This window comes from Pseudomonas allokribbensis (assembly GCF_014863605.1).
GTDB lineage: Bacteria > Pseudomonadota > Gammaproteobacteria > Pseudomonadales > Pseudomonadaceae > Aquipseudomonas > Aquipseudomonas allokribbensis.
Genome location: NZ_CP062252.1, coordinates 3,851,981 through 3,867,383, shown reverse-complemented (window position 1 = coordinate 3,867,383; position 15,403 = coordinate 3,851,981). Strand labels below are relative to the sequence as shown.

The 15,403-nt window shown below is 56.7% G+C and carries 15 protein-coding genes; 10 read left to right on the top strand and 5 right to left on the bottom strand.

The window, feature by feature from the left end; all coding sequences use genetic code 11:
• The first annotated feature begins 7 nt into the window (after window positions 1-7).
• The 5 genes from IF199_RS17510 (at window position 8) to IF199_RS17490 (ending at window position 3,341) form a co-directional block, all read left to right on the top strand.
• Window positions 8-736 (top strand): hypothetical protein, encoded by a 729-nt coding sequence (locus IF199_RS17510; protein WP_192558241.1) that lies wholly within the window; start codon window positions 8-10, stop codon window positions 734-736.
• Complete coding sequence (locus IF199_RS17505; RefSeq protein ID WP_192558240.1) at window positions 721-1,296, top strand: hypothetical protein; 576 nt, start codon at window positions 721-723, stop codon at window positions 1,294-1,296. Before IF199_RS17510 ends, IF199_RS17505 begins: the two co-directional genes overlap by 16 nt.
• A 349-nt stretch (window positions 1,297-1,645) precedes the next feature.
• Window positions 1,646-2,194, top strand: coding sequence for a hypothetical protein (locus IF199_RS17500; RefSeq protein ID WP_192558239.1), 549 nt, complete (start codon window positions 1,646-1,648; stop codon window positions 2,192-2,194).
• Between the two features lie 50 nt (window positions 2,195-2,244).
• Window positions 2,245-2,733: a hypothetical protein gene (locus tag IF199_RS17495; RefSeq protein ID WP_176504835.1), complete on the top strand. Its 489-nt coding sequence runs from the start codon at window positions 2,245-2,247 to the stop codon at window positions 2,731-2,733.
• 23 nt (window positions 2,734-2,756) lie between these two features.
• Window positions 2,757-3,341: a hypothetical protein gene (locus IF199_RS17490; protein WP_192558238.1), complete on the top strand. Its 585-nt coding sequence runs from the start codon at window positions 2,757-2,759 to the stop codon at window positions 3,339-3,341.
• Between the two features lie 152 nt (window positions 3,342-3,493).
• Here the strand turns inward: IF199_RS17490 and IF199_RS17485 are convergent, their stop codons facing one another.
• Window positions 3,494-4,537, bottom strand: coding sequence for an LLM class flavin-dependent oxidoreductase (locus tag IF199_RS17485; protein WP_192558237.1), 1,044 nt, complete (start codon window positions 4,535-4,537; stop codon window positions 3,494-3,496).
• Window positions 4,538-4,604: 67 nt separating this feature from the next.
• Window positions 4,605-5,090: a flavin reductase family protein gene (locus IF199_RS17480; RefSeq protein WP_192558236.1), complete on the bottom strand. Its 486-nt coding sequence runs from the start codon at window positions 5,088-5,090 to the stop codon at window positions 4,605-4,607.
• Between the two features lie 325 nt (window positions 5,091-5,415).
• On the opposite strand from IF199_RS17480, the gene IF199_RS17475 reads away from it, so the two are divergent.
• Together IF199_RS17475 and IF199_RS17470 are read left to right on the top strand one after the other, a co-directional pair.
• Entirely contained in the window at window positions 5,416-6,822 is a 1,407-nt protein-coding gene (locus IF199_RS17475) for a purine-cytosine permease family protein (protein ID WP_192558235.1), read from the top strand.
• Between the two features lie 252 nt (window positions 6,823-7,074).
• On the top strand, window positions 7,075-8,175 hold the full coding sequence (locus IF199_RS17470) for a polyamine ABC transporter substrate-binding protein (RefSeq protein ID WP_096820082.1): 1,101 nt from the start codon (window positions 7,075-7,077) through the stop codon (window positions 8,173-8,175).
• A gap of 42 nt (window positions 8,176-8,217) precedes the next feature.
• On the opposite strand, the gene IF199_RS17465 is transcribed toward IF199_RS17470, so the two are convergent.
• The gene (locus IF199_RS17465; protein ID WP_102620946.1) at window positions 8,218-9,195 is read right to left on the bottom strand and encodes a TerC family protein; all 978 of its coding nucleotides are present in this window, start codon (window positions 9,193-9,195) and stop codon (window positions 8,218-8,220) included.
• 204 nt (window positions 9,196-9,399) lie between these two features.
• Here IF199_RS17465 and IF199_RS17460 point away from each other — a divergent pair, with 204 nt between their 5' ends.
• A complete protein-coding gene (locus IF199_RS17460; RefSeq protein WP_425220390.1) occupies window positions 9,400-10,338 on the top strand; it encodes a Dyp-type peroxidase in 939 nt (312 codons plus the stop codon).
• 37 nt (window positions 10,339-10,375) lie between these two features.
• Here IF199_RS17460 and IF199_RS17455 read toward each other — a convergent pair whose 3' ends face one another.
• Both IF199_RS17455 and IF199_RS17450 read right to left on the bottom strand, forming a co-directional pair.
• Entirely contained in the window at window positions 10,376-12,088 is a 1,713-nt protein-coding gene (locus IF199_RS17455) for an amidase (RefSeq protein WP_192558234.1), read from the bottom strand.
• A gap of 138 nt (window positions 12,089-12,226) precedes the next feature.
• Window positions 12,227-13,015 (bottom strand): AraC family transcriptional regulator, encoded by a 789-nt coding sequence (locus tag IF199_RS17450; RefSeq protein WP_096820079.1) that lies wholly within the window; start codon window positions 13,013-13,015, stop codon window positions 12,227-12,229.
• An 84-nt stretch (window positions 13,016-13,099) separates the two neighbouring features.
• Here IF199_RS17450 and IF199_RS17445 point away from each other — a divergent pair, with 84 nt between their 5' ends.
• Window positions 13,100-14,098 carry a bile acid:sodium symporter family protein gene (locus tag IF199_RS17445; protein WP_192558233.1) on the top strand — a complete coding sequence of 333 codons (999 nt, stop codon included), beginning with the start codon at window positions 13,100-13,102 and terminating at the stop codon, window positions 14,096-14,098.
• A 119-nt stretch (window positions 14,099-14,217) separates the two neighbouring features.
• Window positions 14,218-14,988 carry a hypothetical protein gene (locus IF199_RS17440; protein WP_192558232.1) on the top strand — a complete coding sequence of 257 codons (771 nt, stop codon included), beginning with the start codon at window positions 14,218-14,220 and terminating at the stop codon, window positions 14,986-14,988.
• Window positions 14,989-15,403: the final 415 nt, after the last annotated feature.

Sequence of the window (15,403 nt, the reverse complement as noted above, 5' to 3'; positions counted from 1 at the left end):
TTTACGTATGGGTATCGACGTCTCGGTCAAGACCATCAAAGAAGTGGGATCGACGGTCAAGATTGACCATCTCAAGACGCAGATTACGAAGTTTTCGGAGAAGCTGCCGGATACGGATGTGCCGGTGTTGGATCCGCAGAAGCCGGTGGTGCCACCTAAGCCTGATGTCCTACCGAAGCCGGACGTTGAACCTCCGAAAACTGGCACCACGCCGCCGAAAGTGGACAATCCGATTACTCCGGAAAATCCGATCGACTCGGGGAAACTGGTTGTAGTCGACGATGGAATTCCGGCAACATCGTCGATTGCGAGAGAGGAACTCAGGCTCAAGCTTGCAATTGAAGAAGGTATTCCACGAACCTTGGATCAAGTGTGGGGTGCGTCACTGGATGATCTCGCTAAGGCGTATAGGATGGATGGCGCTAAAATAACGCCTAAGCCTCCAAGTTCCAATAGCTCGGGAAATGCTCAAATATTTATTGTTGAGGGGCATTCGTTAATAAAGGAAGTACAATTTAGTCCTGTTAGTTCTGAGTCGATACATAGTGGTCAGTACTATAAGTTTACTTTTGTGGATGGGAGCAAGGTTAAGGTTATTGACCCTGCTACCTATAAGGTTAAATATAAACTCAACTCTGAGGGGGTTTATCAGGCGGATCTTGAAAAAAAGACAGCGTTTTATAATTCATCTGGTCAAAGGTTGGTTTGTAAGAACGACATATGGGTCTTGAAATGATTAAAGTGAACTGGTTTGCCCCCGTCGTCCCAGGTGTAGAACTGGCTGGTATTGAGTTGGGGGCTGCGCGTGAGGAGTTTGAATCCATGCTCCTTGAGTGTTGTGTAGATCCGAAAGCGAAGGTGTATAAGTTTTCTGATACTCCATTGTTGGTTTTGGACGTTACGGAAAGTTCAGGTAAGACATTTTTTCGGTTTGATATTTTTGATTTGAATCTTACGGGCTGGAATTTGCAGTTTCCAGGTTCAGAGAAAGTGTTATCCGAGACTAGGGCGCTTGTGGTCGGTTTTTTGAATGGTAGGGTTTCCAGTGTCTCCGTATGGATGTTCGATTATTTTGGCTCGCTGGGAGACAAAAGACTAACTTACTCCTATCAGGGGAAAGTGGAGGGTAGGGGGCTTGGTTCGCGAGTTGATTGTGCAGCTACTTGTTTTGAGCTGATTTATGATGAGGCTGAAGAATGGTTTTACGCTCGTACCGATAGAATAATTTTCGGTGGTGGAGGAGGCAGTCTGGAAGATTCTGAAGATCAATTGATTCATATGATTATGATTTTTTAGAAAGTGATTTGGAGTGGTCGTCGGTTGTTTTGAAATGAAAAGGGGCTGGGCGGAAGGGACGACGGAAACGACAGATTTATTTAATTAAATAAATCTGTCCCCTTTAAGTTCGCTTTAAGTTTTTAAGTTCTAAGTTGCTGTCAGCCGATGGTCAGGTGCTGGCGCCGGAGGATGTGGCGACGAAATTGGCTGTTGAGCACTGAGTGAGCTGCCGATTTGTTCGACGCTGTGCATGAGCATCGTCAGGGCGCCGAATCGATTGATTGACGCCAAAATAGTGGCCATCTAATATCGCGCCGATGTTTGATATCACCTCCGTCTCGTTGCGCTCATTAGGGAAGATTCACACGTGAACAAACCTGCACTCGTCACTTTGACCTTGGCGTTCGCGCTTTCAGGTTGCCATTCCAACGTTCGGGATTCTTCTCCCAATCTGCTGAAAGACGGTGTCCAACTGCACCAGAATACGGTGGCGGTCGATGCGCAGCACGCCAAGGTAGTGATGAAAGCGTCGGGCTCGACGATCCCTGTAGAATTTTCGATCCGTCGTGCAGACGATCCCGACCGCCGCATGGAAGAGTTGGGAACCGTTGTGGATTCGGGGCGAGGCAAGGTGTTCGGCTGGATTGCCAAGCTCAATGAAGTGGGCAACAGCGCGGTGGCCAAACGCTTCCCGCAACTGGAAACCCAGGCCGATGCCGATAAGACAATTGAAGTGTCGGGCTATGCGAATGGCCCTCGCACCGGAGTTCTCCATACCTGCGGGCCAGTGAGCAATTCGTTTACGCCAGAGCGTGGCAAAGCCTATCTGGTGGAGTTTGAGTTTGTTGGCGGCAGTTGCGAGCAGCACGTCTACGACGTTACTCAGCCCGAGCAGCGCATTCCTGTGAAGAGCTGACCTGCTGAATTCAGAGAGAGCCCATCAATGCGTGAGGAAGAATTTTGCCTGTGAGTGATGTGAGTTATCCGCGTCTGAAGGTTTTCCTGGCTTTTCTTCTTTGCCCGTTGGCGCCGGGTTTTATCGCCGGCTTCTTCAAGACGATTGCGACCGTCGCCCATCTGGCCATGAACCCACGGTTGATGGGGGAGGTCGCAGGGGCGGAATTGATGTTGATGCCATTCCTCGGACCTGTTCTGGCTCAAGTGGTATTTCTCGTGCCATTTCTGCTGTTTTCATTGGTGATCGCATCGATGAAAGTCAAAAGGACAAGTCGAGCCTGTTCCGTGATAGCGCTGTCGGGCGCGGTGCTGGCCACTTTATGGGTTACTCCGTTTATCGTCGCCGTTGTACGGGATGTAGAGAGTGCGAAGTTTTCCGATGAGATTTTCGGAATGGTCGTACTCTTTGTCACTTCAATGGCGACATGCTGGTTGACTGCCCGTTTCTTCCTGCCTGATCCGACAGAGCTGGAGACTGATATCCGCCAGGGCGGTTAGTGCTTCTTAAAGGATTCCAAGGAATGAAGGTCAATCAAACAATTTTTGATGAGCTCTGGAACGGTGAAAAAAACATTTGCTTCTTTGTTTGCTCAGGCAAGAGCTTTTGGGTCGTAGACGAAAAATACAACTTCACCCTTGATGCGGAAAAAGACTACCGTGCTTACCTGGACGCCGGGAGTATAAGCCAGGAACAATATGAACTCGCTTGCAAGGCGTTTAGAGGGGGTGTCCTTAAAATGACTGCGGATAACTTCCCCAAGTACCTCCACGACTCAAGCGAAAAAATTCTGTCTTCCCACGATCTGCAGGATTTTATCGGGGCAGATGCAGAGGTTTTTAAAAGGGTTGAGCATTACTACCAGACAGGCGAGGGCTTGACGCCTGATGTGTACAAGCGTGCCAATGTTATTAGCTCGCGCTTCCCAAGTTTTTATATCAATTTTGATCGGAAAATATTCATGCACATGGATGATGTGCGTGTTCATGAGGATCTGGTCGAGCCGGGCTGGACTGCAGAGAATGCTGATTTCAGCTTTCTGATTCCGGCGAGTGAGCGGTACTGGGTAGTAGCAGGGAACGATTACTGGAAACTCAGATTTGTATGAAAGGGTCCCTGTCACGCCCTCGCTGATATGTACATTTCTTGCCAAACGCAAAATTGAACGCCAGAAAACAGAATGGGTTTTGGAAGCGTGGGCACAAAAACGCCCTGGATTATCAGGGCGTTTTTATTGGGCAGATACAATCAGCACAGTCGTTAACGAAACGCCGGCACCACATGCTTGATAAACAGCTCCAGCGACTTCTTCTTCTCCGCATGCGGCAAGCTGTTGTCGCACCAGAAACTGAACTCATCCACCCCCAGTTCCTGGTAGTACTTGATTCGCGGAATGATTTCCTCCGGCGTCCCGATCATCGCCGTCCTGTGCAGGCTCTCCAGTTCAAACTCCGGCCGTCCGGCAAATTTCTCTTCCGGGCTCGGGGCGAGGAAGCCGTTCACCGGCACTTCCTTGTTGCCGAACCACGCATCGAACGTGCGATAGAAACGTGAGATGGCTTTGGCACCAACCTTCCAGCCTTCCGGGTCATCCACCGAATGCACGTGGGTATGACGCAGCACCATCAATTGCGGACGCGGCACATCAGGGTTGTTGTCCAGCGCCGATTGAAATTTATTCTTCAGGTCGAGGACTTCTTCATCACCCTTCATCAGCGGCGTGACCATCACGTTGCAGCCGTTGGCCACGGCAAAGTTGTGCGAGTCCGGGTCGCGGGCGGCGATCCACATCGGCGGATTGGGCTTCTGAATCGGTTTCGGCACGCTGGTGGAGGTGGGGAATTTCCAGATCTCGCCATTGTGGGCGTAGTCGCCTTGCCACAGGGCACGGACCACCGGGACCATTTCCCGCAGCGCCTGGCCGCCGGATGAGGCGGGCATGCCGCCGGCCATACGATCGAACTCCACCTGATAAGCACCACGGGCCAGGCCGACTTCCATCCGGCCGTTGCTGATCACGTCGAGCAACGCGCATTCCCCGGCGACCCGCAGCGGGTGCCAGAACGGCGCGATGATGGTGCCGGCGCCCAGGTGAATCGTGGTGGTCTTGGCAGCGAGGTAGGCCAGCAGCGGCATCGGGCTCGGCGAGATGGTGTATTCCATGGCGTGGTGTTCGCCGATCCACACGGTGCTGAATCCGCCGGCCTCGGCCATCAACGTCAGTTCGGTCAGGTCTTCGAACAGTTGACGGTGGCTGACGCTTTCGTCCCAGCGCTCCATGTGTACGAACAGGGAAAATTTCATGACGCTACCTCGAATCTCTTGTGGTCGGCCGGTCACATGCAGGCCTGTTTAAGTGCAATCGTGCGGATCAGGCGAAGGCGGCCAGGGCGCCCATCTTGCCGTGGCAATACACCAACGGGCTGGCGTCCTGCTGAGGCACGATGAGGTTTTTCACCGCGCCGACCATGATCGCGTGGTCGCCGCCTTCGTATTCGCGCCACAGCTCACATTCGATGATAGCTGTCGCGTTGGCCAGGATCGGGTTGCCCAGTTCGCTCAGCGTCCACTCGATGCCCTGCGCCTTGTCCTTGCCTTTGCGGGCGAACGCGTAGGCTTCGCTCTGCTGGCCGCCAGACAGGACGTGAATGGCAAAGCGTTTGTTCTTGATCAGGACGGGGTAGGAATCGGAACTGTAGTTGGGGCAGAACAGCACCAGGGCCGGGTCCATCGACAGCGAGCTGAAGGCGCTGGCGGTGAGACCGACGATCTGGCCGTCGTCATCAAGCGTGGTGATGACGGTGACGCCGGACGGGAACGAGCCCATGACTTGTTTGTAGACGGCAGCATCGATCATTGGTCAATCCTCGAGTGCGGTGAAGCGTGTTTTTATGTGTTTATGGGTCTGATGGTATACCGTAATACATCGATTGCAAGTGCTTTTTTGGTGAAACGATAAACGTGGTTCATCCGTCGGAAAGTCAGCATTTACGGGGCTTTTGTCTAGCTGTAAAGCCTGGTGATCAGGGAGGATGCCGGATCAGATGCCGTCGCAAACAGCGGATCAGTCTTGTGAAAATGTTGGAATACCATAATATGGTCTGCATCTGAGGGGCGGCCATGAAGCGCCCCCGGTTTGGCTTCATACAACGATAAGAACAGACCCAATCGAGTTCATGTATATGTCCCAGATGTCCCGGCAAGATCCGTTGATCGAGAATCACACGGTCGACTACGTCCCACTCGCGGAACGCCACGGGAAGGCCCGCGACCTGTTCACCCTTTGGTTCAGCACCAACATTGCGCCACTGCCCATCGTCACCGGCGCCATGGTGGTCCAGGTGTTTCATCTCGACCTGTTCTGGGGGCTGCTGGCGATTGCGCTGGGGCACATGATCGGCGGGGTGGTGATTGCCCTGGCATCGGCGCAGGGTCCGCGCATGGGCATTCCGCAGATGGTGCAGAGTCGTGGTCAGTTCGGGCGTTACGGTGCGCTGCTGATCGTGTTTTTCGCCGCAATCATCTACATCGGCTTCTTCATTTCCAACATCGTGCTCGCCGGTAAATCCATCGTCGGCATTGCGCCGTCGGTGCCAGCGCCGTTGAGCATCCTGATCGGCGCCCTCAGCGCCACGGCGATCGGTGTGATCGGCTACAACTTCATCCATACGCTCAATCGCATCGGCACCTGGGTGATGGGCAGCGCGTTGCTGGCCGGGTTCATCTACATCTTTGCCCATGAGTTGCCGGCAGACTTCTTCACCCGTGGCAGCTTCAATCTGTCCGGGTGGCTAGCGACAGTGTCGCTAGGCATCATCTGGCAGATCAGCTTCTCGCCGTACGTCTCTGACTATTCCCGCTACCTGCCGGCGGACATCGGTATCAGCAAGCCATTTATCGCAACTTATCTGGGCGCCACGCTGGGCACGATTCTGTCGTTCACATTCGGCGCGGTGGCAGTGTTGGCGACGCCGGAAGGCACCGAAGCGATGGCCGCGGTCAAACAGTCCACCGGTTGGCTGGGGCCGATTCTGATGGTGCTGTTCCTGCTCAACATCATCAGCCACAACGCGCTGAATCTGTACGGCGCGGTGTTGTCGATCATCACCTCGATCCAGACCTTTGCCAGCCAATGGACGCCGAGTATCAAAGTGAGAGTGATGTTGTCGAGCGTGGTGCTGGCGGGCTGCTGCGTGGTGGCGCTGGGGGCGTCGGCGGATTTCATTTCCGAGTTCATCGGGCTGATTCTGGCGTTGCTGCTGGTGCTGGTGCCGTGGGCGTCGATCAACTTGATCGATTTTTATCTGATCAAGCGCGGCAGCTATGACATCGCCTCGATCTTCCGCGCCGATGGCGGGATCTACGGGCGCTTCAATCTGCACGCGATCATTGCCTACTTCATCGGCATCATCGTGCAGCTTCCGTTCGCCAACACCTCACTTTACGTCGGCCCTTACGCCAATCTGGTGGACGGCGCAGACCTGTCGTGGCTGGTCGGCCTGATCGTGACCTGCCCGTTGTATTACTGCCTGGCGACGCGTGGACAGACGCAGGAGAGCAGGGCGACGCGGTTGGGCTTTACCGACTGATCCTGCGTACGCTACTCAAACAATGCCCGGCCAATCGCCGGGCATTGTCGTTTCAGTATTCTGGCGGTCACTCAAATTGGCCATATCGATCCCCTTTTGGCCAACCGGCCACTGTGCTCCGACTACGCTGTCGGCAAGAATCGAAGCCATAACTAAACGCTGCACCTTCCTTGCCCTTGGCTGATCTGACAGCCGCTGCCGTGTACAGAACATAAAAACCATCGACTCACGCTGCATTCGGGGAAACACAATATGGTCACGATGAAACGCATTCTGGGTGCCACTGTGTGCGGGCTGACGCTGCTGGCCAGCGCCGTGCAAGCCGAACAGCGCGAACTGCGGGTATACAACTGGGCGGATTACATCCTGCCAGCGGTGCCCAAGGATTTCGCCGCCAAAAGCAACATCAAAGTGACCTGGGACACCTTCGACACCAACGAATCCCTCGAAGCCAAGTTGCTGACCGGCAACTCCGGTTACGACCTGGTAGTGCCGTCGAACCAGTTCCTCGATACCCAGATCAAGGCCGGCGTGTTCCAGAAACTCGACAAGTCCAAGCTGCCGAACTGGAGTCACCAGGACCCGGCGCTGCTCAAGTTGCTCGACTCCAACGACCCCGGCAATCAGTACGGCGTGCCCTACATGGTCGGCACGGTGTTGATCGGTTTCAACCCGGCCAAGGTCAAGGCTGCGCTTGGCGAGAATGCGCCCGTGGACAGTTGGGATCTGGTGTTCAAACCCGAGAACATGGAAAAACTGAAATCCTGCGGCGTGGCGATGCTTGATTCACCGTCGGAAATTCTCCCGCTGGCCCTGCATTATCTGGGCCTGGACCCGAACAGCCAGAACCCGGCCGACTATGAGAAAGCCAAGGACCTGATGCTCAAGGTTCGCCCTTACGTCACCTACTTCAACTCGGCCAAGTACATGACCGACATCGCCAACGGCGACATCTGCGTGGCCATCGGTTACTCCGGCAGTTTCTACCAGTTCGGCAACCGTGCCAAAGAGGCGGGTAACGGCGTGGTGGTCGACTGGCGCTTGCCGAAGGAAGGCGCGCCGATCTGGTTCGACACCTTCGCCATTCCGAAGAGCGCGAAGAACGTTGAAGAGGCTCACGAGTTCCTCAACACCTTGCTTGAACCGAAAGTCATTGCTTCGATCAGTGACTTCCTCGGCTACCCGAATGCGAACAAGGATTCGCTGCCGCTGATCAACAAGGAAATCACCGGCAACCCGAACCTGACGCCGACCAGCGAAGCGCTCAAGACGCTGTACGTGGTGCAGCCACTGCCGCAGAAACTGGAGCGGGTGCGGACGCGGGTCTGGACCAGCATCAAGTCCGATAAGTAAATTCAAAGCCGAGTGAGCGAATCCTGTTCGCTCCCTCGGCTTTTATTTTGCCCGACTTTCTTCGGGCGACTTGTCCTTCGTCAGGATCAGACTCAGCAACACCGACGCCAGAATCAGTCCGCCGACAATCGCCAGCGACCACTCCACCGGCATGTGAAACCACGGCATCGCCGTCATCTTCCCGCCGATGAACACCAGCACCAGCGCCAGTCCGTACTTGAGCAAATGAAAGCGGTCGGCCATGTCCGCCAGCAGAAAATACAGCGCCCGCAGGCCCATGATCGCGAAGATGTTCGACGTGAAAATGATGAACGGATCGGTCGTCACCGCGAAAATCGCCGGAATGCTATCGACCGCAAACATCAGGTCGCTGGCCTCGATCAGCACCAGCACCAGAAACATCGGAGTGGCCCAGCGCACGCCGTTCTGCAGCACGAAAAAGCGCTCGCCATGAAAGCCGTTGGTGATTCGCAGATGTCCGCGCACCCAGCGCAGGAGCGGATTGTTATCGAGGTCCGGTTGCTGTTCGGCGAACACCAGCATCTTGATCCCGGTGATGATCAGGAACACGCCGAACACATACAGCAGCCACGTGAACTGCGAGACCAGCCACACCCCGGCAAAGATCATCGCCGCGCGCATCACGATCGCGCCGAGCACCCCGTACAGCAGCACCCGGCGCTGCAACTCCGGCGGCACGGCGAAATAGCCGAAAATCATCACGAACACGAACATGTTGTCGATCGACAGTGACTGCTCGATCAGATAGCCGGTGAGGAATTCCAGGGTCTTGCGCTGGGCGATTTCGGGGCCGAATTCGCCGTTCAGATACCACCAGAGCAGCCCGGCGAAGGCCAGCGCCAACATGCACCAGGCAATCACCCAGGACGACGCTTCGCGCACCGAGACCCGATGCGCCTTGCGCCCGCCGAAGACAAACAGGTCAACGGCCAGCATGGCGAGGACAAAAACGATGAAGGCGACCCACATCCAGGGTTCGCCGATGTTGATGGGGTGCATGTCGTTCTCCCTGTCTTTATGTTTTTCGGGGTAGACGGGGCCATGCTAGTAGGAGAATTCTGACGAAGAAAAATCGTTTATTTCGTGGGTATTGTTCGTTAAAAGCGAAGTGTCGGGCGCTACGGGCAGCGCACGGGTAATACTTCATTCAACACTTCTTTGGTAACCTCGCTGTCGAGTCAGTCCATCACGCCAGGAGCGACGATCATCGACACGCCAGATCCTCAAGCCGTCTGCAGCCCGATCACCAGCGCTGCAATATTCATCGTGGCGACCCTCAACACCGAAGCCGAGGCGGCCGAAAAAGTCCGTGGCTGGTGCGCCGATATCGCGGGTTTGACGCGCTCGGTCGGCAAGCGCGTTCCCTCGGGAAGCCTGTCCTGCGTCTGTGGTTTTTCTTCCAGCGCCTGGGATCGCCTGTTCGGCAGCCCGCGACCGGCGTCCTTGCATGACTTTCGCGAGTTCGGTGTAGAAGGGCGGCGCGCCGTTTCCACGCCGGGCGACCTGCTTTTGCACATCCGTGCTGATCAGATGGATTTGTGTTTCGAACTGGCGACGCAGCTGATGTCTGCGCTGGATGGCGCCGTGACGGTAACCGATGAGGTGCAGGGTTTCCGCTATTTCGACATGCGCAGCATCATCGGTTTTGTCGACGGTACGGAAAATCCGGTCGGGCGCAAAGCCGAGCATTTCACCCTCGTAGGCGATGAAGATCAGGCGTTCAGCGGCGGCAGTTATGTGCTGGTGCAGAAGTATCTGCACAACATGAAGGCATGGAACGAATTGCCGGTCGAGGCGCAGGAACGGGTGATCGGGCGAACCAAACTGTCCGATATCGAGCTGGACGATTCGGTCAAACCGAGCAATTCCCACAGTGCGTTGACAACCATCACCAAGGACGGCGAAGAGGTGAAGATCCTGCGCGACAACATGCCGTTCGGCCGGCCCGGCGCAGGTGAGTTCGGCACTTATTTCATTGGCTACGCACGCTCGCCGGAGCCGCTGGAGCAGATGCTGGAGAACATGTTTGTCGGCAAGCCGCCGGGCAACTATGACCGGTTGCTGGACTTCAGCACGGCGGTGACCGGCAGTCTGTTCTTCGTGCCTTCGGCAGATTTACTGGAAGAACTGGCAGAGCGATAAAAAAACGGCGGGATCAATTGATCCCGCCGTTTTGCATTTACTTGCCTGCCGCCAGTGCCGGCGTACGTGGCGGCACTAAACGTTTCGACCCGGTCGCTTCGAACGCTGCTGCCAGTCGCAACAGTGTCGAATCGTCATAGGCCCGCCCGGCAAACGTCAGCCCCACCGGCATGCCGATGTCGGCCATCACGCCCATCGGCACGGTGACGGTCGGTACGCCGAGGTGACGGATTGCGAGGTTGCCGTTGGCGACCCAGATGCCGTTGCTCCAGGCGATATCCGCCGAGGCTGGGTTGACGTCGGCGTCGGCCGGGCCCACGTCAGCGTTGGTCGGGAACAGCACGGCGTCGAGGCCGAGGCGATCCATCCAGTCTTCTAGATCGAGCTTGCGGGTCTTCTCCAGGCCGCGCAGGCCGTCCGGCAGTGTCGGGATCTGATCCCACGGCGTGATGCCGCGCTCGGCCATGCGCACGTATTCGTCCATACCGGCGGCGAGGTCGCCTTCACGGTTGGGCAGGGTACCCGGGTCGTGCGGGAAGATTTTCGGCCCGTCGACGTCCGCCAGTCGGTTGAGTTTCGGATCACCGTTGGCACGCAGGAAGTCATCGAAGGCCCAGGCCGACAGGTCCCACAATTCGTGGTGCATGAACTCTTTGGAGACGATGCCGCGATTGAACACGGTTGGCGCGCCCGGACGATCGCCTTCGCAGTTGGAGACCAGCGGGAAATCCACTTCGATCACTTCGGCGCCGGCCGCTTCGAGGGCCTGACGTGCCTGTTTCCACAGATCGATCACCGAGGCGCGGGTGTTGATACGTTGTCCGGTTGGGCCGCCGATGCCGGGCTCTTCGCTGGTGCCGGCCTCAGGGTCGGCGTTGATGTACATGCGCGGTACGCCCAGGCGTTTACCGGCCAGCGCATCGCTCTTCACCGCCAAATCCAGATAGGAAGCCGGGCGCACCGAGGCGACGCTCGGGATCGGCACCCAAGGCTGCAGGCGCCACAGGTCGCCACGGGTGTCGGTATCTTCGGCGACAACTACGTCGAGCACTTCCAGCAGGTCGGCCATGGTGCGGGCGTACGGCACTACCACGTCCATGGTCGGCGTCAGCGGCCAGTTGCCGCGAACCGAAATCACGCCGCGCGACGGCGTGTAGGCGCACAGACCGTTGTTCGACGCCGGGCCGCGACCGCTCGACCAGGTTTCTTCCGCCAGACCGAATGCCGAGAAGCTTGCAGCGGTGGCGGTGCCGGCACCGTTCGACGAGCCGGAAGCAAACGGCGCGGTCAGATAAGCGGCGTTGTACGGGCTTTCGGCGCGGCCATAGACGCCGCGTTGCATCCCGCCATTGGCCATCGGCGGCATGTTGGTCTTGCCCAGGCAGATCGCGCCGCCCGCACGTAGGCGCTCGATGGTGAACGCATCGCGCTGGGCCACCAGATCGGCGAACGCCGGGCTGCCGGACGCAGCGGTCAGGCCTTTGACCAGATAGCTGTCCTTGGCGGTGTAGGGGATGCCGTCCAGCGGACCAAGGGTTTCGCCCTTGGCGCGACGGGCATCGGAGGTCTGCGCCTCTTTCAAGGCCTCGGGGTTACGCACAATCACTGCGTTCAAGGCAGTGGCGGTGTCAGGGCCGTCAAAGGCGTCGATGCGCGCCAGATACGCCTGCACCAGTTCAACTGCGGTGGTCTGACCGGATTCGAGCGCGGCGCGCAGTTGGGCAATGGAGACTTCAGTGACTTCGATCATGCTGTTACCGCCGACAGGTTCGCTAAAGGGTGGTTGATCATTGTTATCGTCGAAACGTGTCAATCATTCTTGATGGACGAAACTCTACCCTGAAGTTTGTCGATTGGCATGTCCTAATTCGATAAATATCGACAAAAATCAGCGAAAAAATTCTCCGGGCGTCTCGCCAAACTGTTGGCGAAAGGCTGCGATGAACGCCGATGTCGAATCATAACCGCAGGCCAGAGCCACTTCGGTGACCCGTTCGCCACGCTCCAGTGGCGTCAGCGCGCCCAGCAAACGCAAGCGCTGGCGCCATGCGCGGAAGGTCAGGCCGGTATCGCGCAGGAACAGCCGGCTGAGGGTTTTCTCGGTCACGCCGAACTTTTCGCTCCAGTGGCTGAGTGTGGTCTGCTGTTCCGGATGTTGCTCGAGACTTTGATAGATCTGCCGCAAACGAAGGTCCTGGGGCAGTGGCAGCATCAGGTCGATTTGCGGGGCTTCGGCCAGTTGATCGAGGATCACCTGCGCCAAACGTCCGTGAGGGCCGCTCTGGTCATACTCGACAGGAATCTGACTGAAGGCCCGAATCAGCTCACGCAAGAGATCACTGACGCCGAGCACATGACAACGCTCCAGCGCCCAGCTCGCCACACTGCAATCGATGTACAGACTGCGCATTTCCGTGTGCGGCGAACTGAATACCCGATGCGGCACACCCGCCGGAATCCACACGGCCCGCTCCGGCGGCGCAACGAAACGACCGGCGGCAGTCTGCACTTCAAGTACACCCTGAATCGCGTAAGACAACTGCACCCACGGATGACTGTGGCGGCGGGTCAGGGCACGATTGGGCAGCGATTCGGTGCGTCCGTACAACGGACGCGGAAGGCTGGGCAGCCCGGGGATGCTGCGTCTGACGCTCTTGTCGTGTCCTTTTGGCGGCATCTTGAGGCTCTTCGGCGTTAGTCGGTAATTTCCAGTCACGTTAGAGTCGCTTCCACGTACTGGCAACCCCCGGATGAGCAAACCATGACGCGCCCAAGATTCTTGCCCGACAACTTCACCCTGACCCTGATCGGCGTGGTGCTGCTCGCCAGCTTCCTGCCCGCCAGTGGTCAGGTCGCGGTCGGCTTCGGCTGGCTGACCAATATCGCGATTGCGCTGCTGTTTTTCCTGCACGGCGCCAAGCTTTCGCGCGAATCGATCATCGCCGGCGCCGGCCACTGGCGCCTGCATTTGCTGGTATTCGGTCTGACCTTTGTCTTGTTCCCGCTGTTGGGTCTGGCGCTCAAACCGATGCTGTCGCCGCTGGTGGGCGACAACCTGTACATGGGCATGCTCTACCTCTGTGCGCTGCCGGCCACGGTGCAGTCGGCGATTGCCTTCACGTCGCTGGCCCGGGGGAATATTCCGGCGGCGATCTGCAGTGCGGCGGCGTCCAGCCTGTTCGGGATCTTTCTTACGCCGTTGCTGGTGACGCTGTTGCTGAATGTGCATGGTGACGGCGGTTCAACCGTCGACGCGATCCTGAAAATCAGTGTGCAACTGCTGCTGCCGTTCATCGCCGGTCAGATCGCCCGCCGCTGGATCGGCGCCTGGGTCGGTCGCAACAAGAACTGGCTGAAATTTGTCGATCAGGGTTCGATTCTGCTGGTGGTCTACGGCGCGTTCAGCGAGGCGGTGAACGAAGGCATCTGGCATCAGATTCCGGTGGTAGACCTGCTCGGTCTCGTGGTGGCCTGCTGCATTCTGCTGGGGCTGGTACTGCTGGCGTCGACGGTGTTGGGCAAGGCATTCGGCTTCAGCCAGGAAGATCGCATCACCATTTTGTTCTGCGGCTCGAAAAAGAGCCTGGCCACTGGAGTGCCGATGGCGCAGGTGCTGTTTGCCGGCAGCACGATTGGCGTGTTGATCCTGCCATTGATGCTGTTCCATCAGATTCAATTGATGGTCTGCGCGGTGCTGGCGCAGCGTTATGCGAAACGGCAGGAATCGGTGCCTGAGCTGATGGCGCAGGTTGATCCTTGATGTTCATTTGCAAACCATCGGGTATGCGCCGGGCGAAACGTCAAACGCTCTGAGCGTGATAACCTTCTCCGTTTTTGCACGCAGATAACGTGCTACTTGAATTCTAGGGAGGGAGTTGGATGCAAAATGAATCGGGTGTGATATCGGCATTTGTCGATAATTTGCTTACTGCCGCGCGAGAATGTTCGGCGACGTTCAAACAGTTTCCAACCGGTGGGCAGGACGAAAAGCTTTTGGCCGATACCATCTTTACCAATCTGGCTAATTACAGCCTGATTGAATTCAAGGATACGGTATTAAAAAGCAAAACGGAGAATAGTAAAGTTGACCGTGTTTATGCGGTTTGTTCTGCTGTCTTTTCAGACCCGCAACTCCGGGAACTGCACGACAGCTGCCATCTGTTTGCTGGAGATGATAACGACGGGAAGCAGGTTCTCTATATTTACAGGAATGCGGTGTGCAACGTAGAAGTGCTTAGGAATGTCCCATCTGGAAAGGCAGGGTGCCTTACTGAACGTTGTGAAGATAAAGACAAGATTAAGTTGCACATATATGCGAAAGATCTGTTTTCTGGTAACGCGAAGTACGCGTTGCCGGTAGAAGAGTTTGCAAAGTATATCGATCTGCTCGTGGCGACGACTTCGCAAGGGACGAAAGGAAGCGAAGTGTGTCTAGTGGTTGGTTACAAGGATGGAAGCGGTGAGTTTTGCTCCGAGCGATTTGAAAGCATTACAGCGCTGCATGTATGGTTCAAGGCTGAACAATCCAAACAGCACGCTAATGCAAATGTTAAAGCCGGGCCGGCGCAAGGTTCGGACTCCAGTGCCAGTCCCGGTTCCGGGAGAAAGCGCCGTGGCGGTGGCGATGGCGGAATGAGTGGCCCGAAATGATGCGCGCGCAAACATTGATTCAATTGCGCGTCGTAGACTCTTCACGAGTCCATTAGTCTGTCATGCGGGCTTCCTGACGTTGCAAGCCGATCGAAAGCATAAATGTGCAAATACGGCGCAACCAGTCGTTGGCTGGTTGCGCCGGCAAGCATCACTGAGGACTATTGAACTGATCCGAATAGCTGCCGTTCATGAGGGCGGAAGCGACCTGGTCAGAGCCTACGCCAACGCGAGTGGACGCGAATCGACTGGCCCCCACTTTATCGCCGCCATCGGAGGCGAGGGCGCCCGCGCGGACGTGGTCGGAACCGTCAGAAGCTACAGCGCCAGCGCCAACGTGATCGGAACCGTCAGAAGCTACAGCGCCAGCGCCAACGTGATCAGAACCATCTGAAGCTACTGCTCCCGCGCCCAC

Coding starts and splice junctions, on each gene's coding strand:
- IF199_RS17510 (WP_192558241.1), top strand. CDS start 8: ATGGGTATCGACGTCTCGGTCAAGACCATCAAAGAAGTGGGATCGACG.
- IF199_RS17505 (WP_192558240.1), top strand. CDS start 721: ATGGGTCTTGAAATGATTAAAGTGAACTGGTTTGCCCCCGTCGTCCCA.
- IF199_RS17490 (WP_192558238.1), top strand. CDS start 2,757: ATGAAGGTCAATCAAACAATTTTTGATGAGCTCTGGAACGGTGAAAAA.
- IF199_RS17485 (WP_192558237.1), bottom strand. CDS start 4,537: ATGAAATTTTCCCTGTTCGTACACATGGAGCGCTGGGACGAAAGCGTC.
- IF199_RS17480 (WP_192558236.1), bottom strand. CDS start 5,090: ATGATCGATGCTGCCGTCTACAAACAAGTCATGGGCTCGTTCCCGTCC.
- IF199_RS17475 (WP_192558235.1), top strand. CDS start 5,416: ATGTCCCAGATGTCCCGGCAAGATCCGTTGATCGAGAATCACACGGTC.
- IF199_RS17470 (WP_096820082.1), top strand. CDS start 7,075: ATGGTCACGATGAAACGCATTCTGGGTGCCACTGTGTGCGGGCTGACG.
- IF199_RS17465 (WP_102620946.1), bottom strand. CDS start 9,195: ATGCACCCCATCAACATCGGCGAACCCTGGATGTGGGTCGCCTTCATC.
- IF199_RS17455 (WP_192558234.1), bottom strand. CDS start 12,088: ATGATCGAAGTCACTGAAGTCTCCATTGCCCAACTGCGCGCCGCGCTC.
- IF199_RS17450 (WP_096820079.1), bottom strand. CDS start 13,015: ATGCCGCCAAAAGGACACGACAAGAGCGTCAGACGCAGCATCCCCGGG.
- IF199_RS17445 (WP_192558233.1), top strand. CDS start 13,100: ATGACGCGCCCAAGATTCTTGCCCGACAACTTCACCCTGACCCTGATC.
- IF199_RS17440 (WP_192558232.1), top strand. CDS start 14,218: ATGCAAAATGAATCGGGTGTGATATCGGCATTTGTCGATAATTTGCTT.